Origin of the sequence: Streptomyces sp. NPDC051136 (assembly GCF_044455745.1) — a bacterium.
In the GTDB taxonomy this organism is placed as follows: Bacteria; Actinomycetota; Actinomycetes; order Streptomycetales; family Streptomycetaceae; genus Streptomyces.
In genome coordinates, this window is sequence record NZ_JBITFE010000003.1 from 283592 (window position 1) to 295199 (window position 11608).

Genomic DNA, 11608 nt, shown 5'->3' on the forward strand with positions numbered 1-11608 from the left:
GCTGATACGGGTTGATACGGACGAGGTGAACGGTGCGCCTGCGAAGACACACGCTGACCGGCACGGCCGCCGCCGGCTGTCTGCTGCTGCTCACCGCCTGCGGCCACGACACGGCGCCCGCCGCCGAGGACGCCGGACCCACCCCGGTGCGCGCCGCCGAGGCCCCCGCCCTGCTCCCCGTCCCGCGCGGCCGGGGCAGCGAGGTCCCCGACGACTTCAACGGCGACGGCCACCGCGACCTGGTCCTCGACGACCTGGTCACGGCGGAGAGCCACGCGGACGACGCGGGCATCGGCATCGTCTACGGCTCGCCCCGCGGACCGGTGCCCGGGGCCCGGCAGCTGCTCACCCCGAAGCGGCACGCGGCACCGACCGACGGCCAGGTGCCGGCCGTGTTCGAGGCCGAGGCGAGCTGCGACCTCGACGGCGACGGCTTCACCGACCTGGTGGTCACCACCGACCCGCCCTACGACGGCCGGGGCCGCCCCCCGGTCCCCCTCCAGATCCTCTTCGGCTCCCCCTCGGGACCGGTCCGCGCCGTCCCGCTCACCGTCCCCGCCCGGGCCCGCTACGGCAACGACTGGCCCGAGCGCCCGGTGTGCGGCGACTTCGACGGCGACGGCGCCGAGGACCTGGTCGTCCACGCCTCCGCCGGCCGCCTCAGCTACCTGCGCGGCCCCTTCACCCGCAAGGGCGCCCCCGCCCGCACCGGCGCCCCCGTCCCCTCCCCCGGCGAGGCGCCGACCGGCCCCGCCGCCGACGTGAACCGCGACGGGTACGACGACCTGGTCGTCCGCACCTCCACGGGCCCCGGCCAGGCGGCCGTCGTCCTGGGCGGCCCGGACGGCCCGACCCGCCCCGGGGTCACCCTGCCCGCCGGCGTCGACGTCGCCCTCGGCGCCTTCGGCAGGGGCGAGGCCCTGGACGCGGCCGTGGGCACCGGGGACGCCACCGCGCTGCGCTACGACCTGCCCACCGCCGCACGAGGCACCCTCGACACCCCCGGCTCGACGCTCGACGCCGCCGACTTCGACGGCGACGGCCTGAGCGAGCTGGTCACCGGCGGCTCCGGCGTACGCGTGTACCCCGGCAGCCGGACGGGCCCCACGACACGGGGCGCGGTCACGGTGCGGTCGGCGACGACGGGCACGACGCGGGTGCTGACGGTCGGCGACTTCGACGGCGACGGCCTGGCCGACCTGGTGGTGTGCACGGCCCGGGGCGACACGAAGGACACCGTCGAGGTCCACCGGGGCACGGCGAAGGGCACGGTGACGGCGGAGCCCGCGGTCACCTTCTCGACCTCGCAGTTCCTGACGCCCTGAGGCACGACGGAACACGCGCGCGACCCGTCGGCGGGGCCTCGGGGACGCCTCGGGGACCACCCGTAGGGGATGTCACAGCTCGGCCGCAAAGGACCCCCCGAACGGCCGGGCCCCGCACGTCACTCTCCGGGACCAGGTACGTTCGAAGGCGTGGCTGGATTCAGGATCGGACGCGGCCGGGACAACGGCGCTCCACACACGCGACCGCAACGCCCCCCGTACGGACAGCAGGCGCCCCAGGGACCGTCGTACGGCGGCCCGGCGACGCCCCAGCAGCCGTACCCGCAGCCGCCCTACGGAGGTGGCGGCCCCGGCCCGGCTCCCGGCGGATCACCATGGCCCCAGGCACACGGCGGCGGCCACGGTGAACCGGAGTACTTCGGCGACGGCGGCTACGGCCACGGCGGACAGCCCCCGCAGGCCCCGTACGACCCGTACGCGGCCAACAACCCGGGCCACACCCAGGCGTTCACCGTCGACGACCCCTACAGCCAGGGCGACACCTACCGCGCCGGTTCCGCCCCGGCGCCCGGCCCCGTCGGCCCCCGCCTGCACTGGAAGGACCTGCTGAAGGGCGTCGTCCTCGCGCCCGGACAGACCTTCCTCCAGATGCGCGACTACGCGATGTGGGCCCCGGCGCTCATCGTCACCTTCCTCTACGGGCTGCTGGCCGTCTTCGGCTTCGACGGCGCCCGCGAGGAGGCGATCAACGCCACCCTGTCCAACGCGATCCCGATCGTCCTGACCACGGCGGTCGCGCTGGTGCTCAGCGCCTTCGTCCTGGGCGTGGTCACCCACACCCTGGCCCGCCAGCTCGGCGGCGACGGCGCCTGGCAGCCCACGGTCGGCCTCTCCATGCTGATCATGTCCCTCACGGACGCACCGCGCCTGGTCGTCGCGATGTTCGCCGGCGGCGACGCGCCCTTCGTCCAGATCCTCGGCTGGGCCACCTGGGTCGCGGCCGGCGCCCTGTTCACCCTCATGGTCGGCCGCTCCCACGACCTGCCCTGGCCCAAGGCGCTCGGCGCGTCCGCGATCCAGCTGATCGCCCTGCTGTCGATCGTGAAGCTCGGCACCTTCTGACAGCCGGCCGCACGAAGGCCCCCGGTGTGACGCACACCGGGGGCCTTTTCCCTGCCGCGCGGCGATCACCAGGTGCTACTGTCGCCCTGCTCGCGCAGGACGAGCGGCGGCATCGTGAAACGCCCCCCTGCGCGACCGCCCTGGGGAGGGACCTCTTTCGTGATTCGTCCGCTGCACAAGCGGGCCGTGCGCCGTCGGCGTGCGCTCGGCCGTACCGCTCTCACCGTCACGCTCGCCGTGACCGCCGGCATCGGCACCGCGACCGTCGGCACTCCCGCCGTGGCGGCCGCCGGGACCACCGCCGCGTCCGCCGACCCCGTCGTCGTCAGCCCGGGCGCACGCTTCGTGCCCCGCGCCACCGTCGTCCTGAACTCCGGCGAGACCGGCTTCCTCACCGCGCAGGAGGGCGACGACCGCCTGCGCTGGATCGACTACGCCACCGGCGCGACGACCGTCCTCGACCACCGGCTGCCCGAGCCGCTCGCCTACGACGTGGACGACTTCCGCTTCGCCGAGTACCCCGGGGACTTCGGCCACGGCTCCGACACCGTCGCCCTCTACGCACCGTCCCCGTCCCCGCACGTGACGCTCCAGCAGCGGGCCGGCAGCGAAGGACCGAAGGTCACCGTCCCGATCCCGGAGGGCCAGACGTACGTCGCCACCTACGGCGACACCGTCATCACCCGCACCGGAACCGAGGACGCCGCGACCGGCCTGCACCTGCTGCGCCAGGAGAACGGCTCGGTGCGGGACCGGAAGCTGGAAGGGCTGCCGGAGGGCTGGCACCTCAGCATCAGCTCGGGCGACACCCGGTCCGTGGCCGTCCGCGCGATCAAGTGGGAGGACTCCCGGATGTCACAGGGGTGGTGGGTCGTCGACCTCGCCACCGGGTCGCTGAAGACGCTGTCCACGCACGGCGAGAGCGTCGCCTTCGACCGCGACACCGTCTTCCACCTCGGCGCCCCCGAGTCCTACGCCGCCCAGGTGTACCGGCGGGACGACCTGAACGCCGAGCCGACCACCCTCGACCTGCGGGAGGTGGCCTACGGCGACACGATCGTGCCCTTCGCCGGCGGCTTCGCCACCGTGTCCCCGCCCAACGGCGGCAACAACGAGTACCGCGGCAACGCGCTCACCCTGAGGGACGCCGAGGGCCGCAGCGCGAAGACCCTGCTGACCGTCGCCTCCCCCCCGCTGCACCGCACGCCCGACGGCTCGCTGCTGGTGACCGGCGCGGTGAAGGCCACCGACTACGGTCCGCTGGACTGGGGGTACTACCTCCTCACCCCCGCCGCCGACGGCACCGTCACCCGCAAGCGCGTCGCCGACATCGAGGACCGGGAGGCCGAGCCGTACGGCATCTCGCTGGGCAGCGGCATCCTCACCACGGCCGACGACTCCAAGCTCTACATGCCGGGCACCTACGTCGGCGCCTACCGCAGCACCTGGCTGAAGACCTCCGGCCGCCCGGAGGAGCTGAACTCCACCGTCGACGGTCTCGTGAGCGGCCGTGACGACGACTGCGGCGACTCCGAGAACGGCTACTGCGTCACCATGTTCGCGAGCGGCGACGGCCACCACGGACGCGAGGCCGCGACCGAGCAGGGCGTCACCATGCTCTACCGCAACGGCGACTCCGCCTGGGGACCGCGGGTGACCTCGGGCTTCTACAGCCCCGAGCTGATCGGCCTCTCCGGCCGGTACGGCATCGCCAACGAGGCCTCGGGCGGCACGCAGGCCGTCCTCCGCTTCAAGGACGGCGACACCGGGAACGTCCTGGAGAAGCGGGAGATCACCGCGGCCTCCGTCTGGGGCAACACGCTCTGGAGCGCCACCGGCAGCTGGGACGACCCCGCACTGGAACTGCCGACCACGGTGACCGCGAAGAACCTGTCGACGGGTGCCGCCGGCGAGACCTTCGACGCGGGATGCGTCCCGCGCGACCTCCAGGCCGTCGGCCGCTGGGTGTACTGGCAGTGCGACGACTCCTGGCCCAACTACCCGGGCGGCGGCGTCTACGACCGGCAGACCAAGCGCTCCCTGCGGCTCGGCACCGGCAAGGCCCTCCTCGGCGACGGCTACCTGGTCCGCCAGTCGGACACGACCGGCCTGACCCTCGTCGACCTGCACGGCGGCCTCCCGGCCGGCGGCACGGAGGCGGACCTGCCGCGGCACGTGATCGTCACCGCCGCCGAGCTGGGCGACCGGACCGTCCCCCGGGCCGGCTGGACCGTGGACCGCTTCGGCGGCCACGTCGCCTACACGGGCGAGGACCGCCGGGTGCGGATCGTCCCGTCGGGCGTCCCCGCCTCCGGGATCAGCGTCATCGACGCGGAGACCTCACCGGCCCTGGACATCCGGGCCGGGGCGCCGTGGACGTCCCGCTGGTGGCTGTCGAAGCCGGCGGCCTCCTGGACGCTGACGCTGAAGAACAAGGCGAGCGGCAAGACCGTGCGCACCGTGTCCGGCGGTGAGGCCCGCGGCCTGGTCTCGGCCTCCTGGGACGGCAAGGACGCCGCCGGGAAGTACGTCGCGAACGGCGCCCACACCTGGACCCTGACCGCGAAGCCCGCCGACGGCGTCGGGGCCGGCCTGTCCGTCTCCGGCACCGTGCCGGTCACCGGCGGCACCGCCGTGTGGCGGGACATGGCCGGCGACGACGGCTTCGGCGACCTCCTGACGACGGACGCCGCCGGCGCCGTGTCGATGTACCGGGGCACCGGGACCGGCGGAGTGTCGTCCCGCCTCGCCGGAACCGGCGGCGCGCTCCCCACCGGCTCGGTGCTCGTGCCCGTCGGCGACGTGGACGGCGACCGCTGCGCCGACGTGCTGGCGCGGGTCGGCGACGAGCTGCGGGCCTACCGCCCGGGCTGCGGCAAGATCGTCGGCGCCTCCTCGCCGTACACGCCGATCGGCAAGGGCTGGGCCCAGTACGACCAGCTGACCTCGCCGGGCGACCTGAACGGGGACGGCTTCACCGACCTGATCGCCCGCCAGAAGAGCACCGGCGACATCTACTTCTACGCGGGCACAGCGGACCACCACCTGAAGTCCCGGGTGCGGATCCAGACCGACTGGAAGCTGTACAAGTGGATCACCGGCGCCGGGGACCTGAACGGCGACGGGCGCGGTGACCTGCTCGGCCAGGACTCCGCCGGTGTCCTGTGGCGGTACTACGGCACCGCGGCCGGCGGCGTGACCAAGCGGGAACGGATCGGCGGCGGCTGGAACGTCTACTCCGCCCTGGTCGGCACCGGCGACCTGACCGGCGACGGCCGCGCGGATCTGCTGGCCCGCGACACCACCGGGAAGCTGTGGCGGTACGCGTCCACGGGAGCCGGCACGTACGCCGGCCGGGTCCTGGTCGGCACGGGCGGCTGGAACACCTTCAAGGGGCTGTACTGATCCCACCCGGCCCGCACACGAACGAGGGGCCCCCGGCGCGACGACATCGCACCGGGGGCCCTCTTCCGTCACCGTCAGGCGTCGAGCACCTGGCCGTCGCGCCGCACTACTGGAGGCAAGACGCTCCACGGGAAGTTGATCCACTCGTCGGTGCGCTTCCACACGTACTCGCACTGGACGAGGGAGTGCGACTTCTCGTAGATCACCGCGCTGCGGACCTCGGCGACCGTGTCGAGGCAGAAGTCCCGCACCAGCTTGAGCGTCTTGCCGGTGTCGGCGACGTCGTCGGTGATCAGGACCTTCTTGTCGGAGAAGTCGATGACGTTCGGGACGGGCGCGAGCATGACGGGCATGTCGAGGGTGGTCCCCACGCCGGTGTAGAACTCCACGTTCACCAGGTGGATGTTCTTGCAGTCGAGCGCGTACGCGAGCCCGCCGGCGACGAAGACGCCACCGCGGGCGATGGAGAGCACTATGTCCGGCTCGTACCCGTCGTCCGCGACGGCCTGCGCCAGCTCGCGCACGGCGACGCCGAACTGCTCGTAGGTCAGATTCTCCCGAACATCACTCATGCGCGCGTCCTGCTCATCACTGGGTTCATACCTGGGTCCGATGGAAATTGAGGAAGGACCGGGAGGCGGTCGGCCCCCGCTGGCCCTGGTAACGGGACCCGTAACGCTCGCTCCCGTACGGGTGCTCGGCCGGCGACGTGAGCCGGAACATGCACAGCTGCCCGATCTTCATCCCCGGCCACAGTTTGATCGGCAGGGTCGCGAGATTGCTCAGCTCCAGCGTCACGTGCCCCGAGAAGCCCGGGTCGATGAACCCGGCGGTGGAGTGCGTGACCAGCCCGAGCCGCCCGAGCGAGCTCTTGCCTTCGAGCCGGGAGGCGAGATCGTCCGGCAGCGTGATGACCTCGTACGTGCTGGCCAGCACGAACTCGCCGGGGTGCAGGATGAACGGCTCGTCGCCCTCCGGCTCCACGAGCCGGGTCAGATCCACCTGCTCGACGGAGGGGTCGATGTGCGGGTACCGGTGATTCTCGAACACCCGGAAATAGCGGTCGAGGCGCACGTCGATGCTCGACGGCTGCACCATGGAGTCGTCGAACGGATCGATCCGCACCCGACCGTTGTCGATCTCGGCCCGGATGTCCTTGTCTGAGAGAAGCACGCACCGAGGATACGCAAGGCGCGCGGAGCAGCGACAACCGCCGCCGCGCCGCGCGCCCGGACCTACTCTGTACCGCTGTGCTGCTCCCGCTCTGCCGCTCCCGCGCTACCGCCTCTCCGCACCCACCGGCACGGCACTCCGCAGCCGCGCACACCGCGGACATCGGACGAGCCGACCGGGGCCGAGCCGCTCGGCCTTCTGCATCGGGAACGAGGTGGCGGTGAACACGTGCCCATCGGCACAGCGGACGACGGTGTGCTCCATCAAGTCCTTCAAGTCCCTTCCCCAAGAGCCGCGTCTGACGTACTGCCCTGACGACAAAAGCCACAGTACGGGATGAAAGAGACGACTCTCCAGGCGGCACTCCGCCCTCGCGCGGACCCTCTCCGGGGCCCCCACCGTACGCCCCAACTGGTGCCCCCCGCAGCCGCGTCGACACCCCGGAAAACGGCCACCGGCCCCACGGCGCGAACACCGGGGGCCGGGCATGGGGTAGAGTGAGCGGGCGTCCGGACACCGGCTGTGGTCGGCGTCTTACGCGGGTGTAGTTTAATGGTAGAACATCAGCTTCCCAAGCTGAGAGCGCGAGTTCGATTCTCGTCACCCGCTCCGTGACTGAGGCCCAGGTCAGAGACCTGGGCCTTTTTTGCTGCCCTTGGCGATCACTCGTCGCGTGCAGGAAAGCTCGTCGGTCGTCCTGGGCAGCCTCCGCCCGAGCCCGGAGGACTCGATCCCGCTGACCATCGTGGCCTTGGTCGCGCGTGCATGACGCCGCTTCCGATCGACGGAGGTGCGCCCGGAAGCAGCACCCTTCTACCCGACGTCAGGATCGTCACCCTGCCGGGATGCTGCAGGGCGGTCGCGCACAGCATGGCGTCAATGGCGTGACCACCCCGGCGCTCGGGAGTCAGTACGCTGAGCGAAGCGGGATCGGGCCCGCCGCACAGTCTCCGGGAGGCATGTCATGACTGCCGAGATGGTGGCCCCGGCGTGGATGCACCAGCAGATCACGGCCGAGCAGTACGAGTCGTGGTCCGAGGAGCAGTGCGCCGGCATCGAGATCGTGGACGGAATGGTCGTCGTGAGCCCCAGCGCCTCCAAGCGGCACCATCGGCTGGCCCGGATCCTGGCGAACGCCTTGGACGTCGCGGCCGGCCCCGACTGGAACGCCGACACGGAGTTCGACGTCCGGCTGCAGGACGTCCCGCTGACCAATCGTCGTCCCGACGTCGTCGTCTACCGTGCGGACACGATCGACATCAGCCCCACCCGCCCGGAGCACGTACTGCTCGTGGCCGAGGTGGTGTCGCCGGGCTCGGAGACCACCGACCGGATCGTGAAGGTGGACCAGTACGCCAAGGCCGGGATCGGCTTCTACTGGCGGATCGAGCAGGCCGCGACGGGCGCGCCGCTGGTCTACACGTATCTGCTCGATCCCGCGACGAGGAGGTACCGCGAGGGGGACGTGTACGTCGGCGTCCTGAAGATCACCGCTCCCTTCGCGGCGGAGGTCGACCTCGGTCGGATCTGAACCGGCCGCGGGGCAGTCAGAGGGGCCGCTCCGCGCGCAGCGGTGCGTCCGGCGGACGGAACCGGCCGGTCTCCGCGACCGCCATGGACGTTCGCGGCGCCGTGACGTCCACGCCTCGACCTGGAGTCCACAACTGTTGGTTGTGGCGGATGGGAGGCGGCGTTGTTTGATCCGGTGTTCCGCGCGGTGGTGGGATCGGCGCATGTCTACCCGCACAGAGCAGGTCATGTACATCCGGACGCCCGAGTTCGCCCGCTATGCGGAGAGGGTGGCGGAGGTGACCGATGCGACCTCTCGGCTGAACGTCCTTCCGTTCAGCGACACCGGAGGCCGCGCGGAGCTTCTTTCCGTCGTCTTCGGTGGACCGCTGCCGGAGTCGGTGGTCATCTACCCGCCGTTCTACACCGAGCACGGGCTCAACACGACGTTCGAGGGAAAGGCCTTCGTCAATCAGGGATGCACCTTCATGGACAAAGGAGGCATCCGTATCGGAAACGGCGTCATGATGGCCCCGAAGGTCAGCCTCATCACCGGGGGCCATCCGCTGCCCCTGGCCGAGCGTCGCGAGCACCTCTCCTTCGCCCCGATCGTCATCGAGGACGACGTCTGGATCGGGACGGCCGCCGTGATCACGCAGGGAGTGACCCTCGGCGCCGGTTCGGTGATCGCTGCCGGTGCGGTGGTCACGCATGATGTTCCGGCCGGCACCATGGTCGCGGGAGTGCCCGCCCGGGTGATCAAGAGGATCGACTGACCCGGGCCTGACCGAGGTCGGTGGCAAAGGGCGGCGTACACCGTCGGAAGCAGGGTATTCGGTGGTCCGCAGAGGAAAACTCGGCACTACCGAATACGGATACCAGCACCTCAGCAGTGACCGGTCGAGGCGTATGCCTGGCGGAACCAACGGTCGAGATCCACTCATACGCCTACGCGTACTGGAAAACTCGAGAGGAAAGAATCGCAATGATCGTCATTGGCCTCATCCTACTGATCATCGGAATCCTGGCAGGAATATCCCTCCTGACGACGATAGGCGGGATCTTGATAGCGGTTGGTGCGGTTCTGTGGATCCTCGGCGCCACCGGGCGTGCCGTCGGCGGTCGAAAGCACTATTTCTGACCCAGCCGTCGGGACTTTCCCTCCCCCAGCCGTGAGCGCCGTGGCGGTTTCCGCTCCGCGCTCGAACCCCCCGGGTCGTCGACCCGGGGGGTTCTCTGCCGTCAGGCCGGTGAGCGGGCGCCGCACGGGCCGAGGCCGGGGACGTGTGCGGCGCTCGCCGGCTCAGCCGAAGTTCACGTCACTGCACCACATGTAGGCCTGGTCGAGGTGCGAGGCCTGCCAGATCACGAACAGGACGTGGTGTCCGGTGTAGCCGGAGGTCTGGACGGGGAACGTGATGTCCTGCGCGGGGGCGTAGCGGCCGGTCTGCGTGATGAAGTCGAGGTTTCCCCAGCCCAGGGTCTGGGTCTTCGGGTCGAAGCCCTGCTTGCTCACGTAGACCTTGAAGTAGTCGGCACCGTGGGACGCCTGGTCGTACAGGTGGACCGAGAAGTTGTTGCCGACGGTGGTGGTCTTCCACGCCCCGGGCTTGTTCAGACTGGCGTTCCTCGAGAGGTTGTTGCTGCAGAGCGTGCCGTCGGGCGTCTTCGCCTGGAACTGGCCGCCGAGGCCGTCGCGGAGTGCGCTCATCCAGTTCCACATGGTGTCGGCGTTGGCCTGGAACGCCTGCCAGCACATGGGGTCTTCGGTCTGCATCGCCGGGTTCGTGTGGTTGCTGCCCCAGTTCTTCCAGCACTGGTACGCGCGGGAGGCGGGGCCGACGATGGTGCCGTGGGCCTGGGCGGGGGCCGACCAGGTCAGTGCGCCGGCGACCACGGCGAACAGCATGACGAGCGCCTGGAGAGGCCGGCGGAGCGACGACCGCGAAGGCCCGGTTAACGGACTCTGTGTGCGCATGTGGGGGGAACTCCTTCCAGTGGCAAGGCTGTAGTGGGAGCGCTCCCAACGGTAGGACCTCCGAGTGAAATGTCAATGCAACAAACAAAGTCGATCACGGGCCGCACGAGGAGGCCGCGTGGACCTGCACGAATCCTCAACTCGCTTGATCTCAGGGCTTGGTGGGACGCCTTCCCGCACCCGGGTCGGTCTCGACGGGCCACGGTGACACCGGGAACATGACTGGCCGAGGAAACCCGACCAGCGCATCCGGAGGGGGCCGTCGACAGGTCGGCCCGCCTCCACCCCACCGAGATGAGGTCCCATGACCCGGAACCGAGCCGCCGTCGGCGCGGCCGCCGTGATCCTGTTCACCGCCGGACTCGCCGCCGGTCCGGCAGCCGCCGCCACCCCGGCCGCGACCACAGGCACAAGCACCGCCACCGCCACCGCCACCGCCACCGAGGCGAAGGCACACGTCGGAGCCGACTGGGCAAGCCAGTCGATCGTCTTCACCGCGGCCGCGGGGCAGGCCAACGACGTCAACATCTTCTCCATGTACACCAGTGACGGGATCCGGCGGATCGGCTTCACCGACGTGGTCCCGCTCCAACCGGGCGACCACTGCGCGTACTCCAGAGCCGAGGACACCACGTCCGTCGTCTGCGAGCTGCCGGCCGAGAGCTCCCGGCCCGACAGGATCGACGTCCTCCTCGGCGACGGCGACGACACGATCGCCGCCTTCGACCCCGGGGTCGGCACCGTCCGCGGCGGCCCCGGCGACGACGAACTGCACGCCCACACCGCCCGCACGGTGCTGGGCGACGCGGGGGACGACATGCTCATGGGACCCGCCACCCTGAACGGCGGCGAGGGCATGGACCACCTGATGGGCGACGACGGCGACCAGCGGATGTGGGGCGGTCCGGGCGACGACATGATCGAGGGCTACGGCGGTGACGACACCGTGTACGCCGGCACCGGCGACGACCACGCCATGGGCGGGGACGGCCGGGACGTCGTCCTCGGCGGCCCCGGCGACGACACCCTGGACGGCGAGGGCGGCGACGACCTGGTCTGCGGCGGCCCGGGGCAGGACACCGTGGAAGGCGGGCCCGGCCGCGACCTCGTCCTCCGGTAGGCGCGCCCACCGACG

The 11608-nt window shown here is 71.1% G+C and carries 10 protein-coding genes and 1 tRNA gene; 8 read left to right on the top strand and 3 right to left on the bottom strand.

The window, feature by feature from the left end:
• Nucleotides 1–32 precede the first annotated feature (32 nt).
• From ACIBCJ_RS10465 to ACIBCJ_RS10475, 3 genes are all read left to right on the top strand, one after another.
• Complete coding sequence (locus tag ACIBCJ_RS10465) at nt 33–1325, top strand: VCBS repeat-containing protein (protein ID WP_365979398.1); 1293 nt, start codon at nt 33–35, stop codon at nt 1323–1325.
• Nucleotides 1326–1394: 69 nt separating this feature from the next.
• Nucleotides 1395–2408 carry a Yip1 family protein gene (locus tag ACIBCJ_RS10470; protein WP_365979399.1) on the top strand — a complete coding sequence of 338 codons (1014 nt, stop codon included), beginning with the start codon at nt 1395–1397 and terminating at the stop codon, nt 2406–2408.
• A gap of 159 nt (nt 2409–2567) precedes the next feature.
• Complete coding sequence (locus ACIBCJ_RS10475) at nt 2568–5813, top strand: FG-GAP-like repeat-containing protein (RefSeq protein ID WP_365979400.1); 3246 nt, start codon at nt 2568–2570, stop codon at nt 5811–5813.
• 74 nt (nt 5814–5887) lie between these two features.
• Here ACIBCJ_RS10475 and ACIBCJ_RS10480 read toward each other — a convergent pair whose 3' ends face one another.
• Nucleotides 5888–6385: a phosphoribosyltransferase gene (locus ACIBCJ_RS10480; protein WP_031043129.1), complete on the bottom strand. Its 498-nt coding sequence runs from the start codon at nt 6383–6385 to the stop codon at nt 5888–5890.
• A 25-nt stretch (nt 6386–6410) separates the two neighbouring features.
• Nucleotides 6411–6986 carry a dCTP deaminase gene (dcd, locus tag ACIBCJ_RS10485; RefSeq protein ID WP_127892587.1) on the bottom strand — a complete coding sequence of 192 codons (576 nt, stop codon included), beginning with the start codon at nt 6984–6986 and terminating at the stop codon, nt 6411–6413.
• Between the two features lie 538 nt (nt 6987–7524).
• On the opposite strand from dcd, the gene ACIBCJ_RS10490 reads away from it, so the two are divergent.
• The 4 genes from ACIBCJ_RS10490 to ACIBCJ_RS10505 all read left to right on the top strand — a co-directional run bounded on the left by ACIBCJ_RS10490 (nt 7525) and on the right by ACIBCJ_RS10505 (nt 9636).
• Nucleotides 7525–7595 (top strand) — tRNA-Gly (locus ACIBCJ_RS10490).
• 355 nt (nt 7596–7950) lie between these two features.
• Entirely contained in the window at nt 7951–8517 is a 567-nt protein-coding gene (locus ACIBCJ_RS10495; protein WP_365979402.1) for a Uma2 family endonuclease, read from the top strand.
• A gap of 226 nt (nt 8518–8743) precedes the next feature.
• Nucleotides 8744–9271: a sugar O-acetyltransferase gene (locus tag ACIBCJ_RS10500; protein ID WP_365979640.1), complete on the top strand. Its 528-nt coding sequence runs from the start codon at nt 8744–8746 to the stop codon at nt 9269–9271.
• Nucleotides 9272–9480: 209 nt separating this feature from the next.
• Nucleotides 9481–9636 (top strand): DUF6131 family protein, encoded by a 156-nt coding sequence (locus ACIBCJ_RS10505; protein WP_133888716.1) that lies wholly within the window; start codon nt 9481–9483, stop codon nt 9634–9636.
• A 162-nt stretch (nt 9637–9798) separates the two neighbouring features.
• Here the strand turns inward: ACIBCJ_RS10505 and ACIBCJ_RS10510 are convergent, their stop codons facing one another.
• Nucleotides 9799–10404: a lytic polysaccharide monooxygenase gene (locus ACIBCJ_RS10510; RefSeq protein ID WP_365979403.1), complete on the bottom strand. Its 606-nt coding sequence runs from the start codon at nt 10402–10404 to the stop codon at nt 9799–9801.
• Between the two features lie 373 nt (nt 10405–10777).
• Between ACIBCJ_RS10510 and ACIBCJ_RS10515 the strand changes: the two genes are divergently transcribed.
• Nucleotides 10778–11593, top strand: a complete 816-nt coding sequence (locus ACIBCJ_RS10515) for a calcium-binding protein (protein ID WP_365979404.1) — start codon at nt 10778–10780, stop codon at nt 11591–11593.
• Nucleotides 11594–11608: the final 15 nt, after the last annotated feature.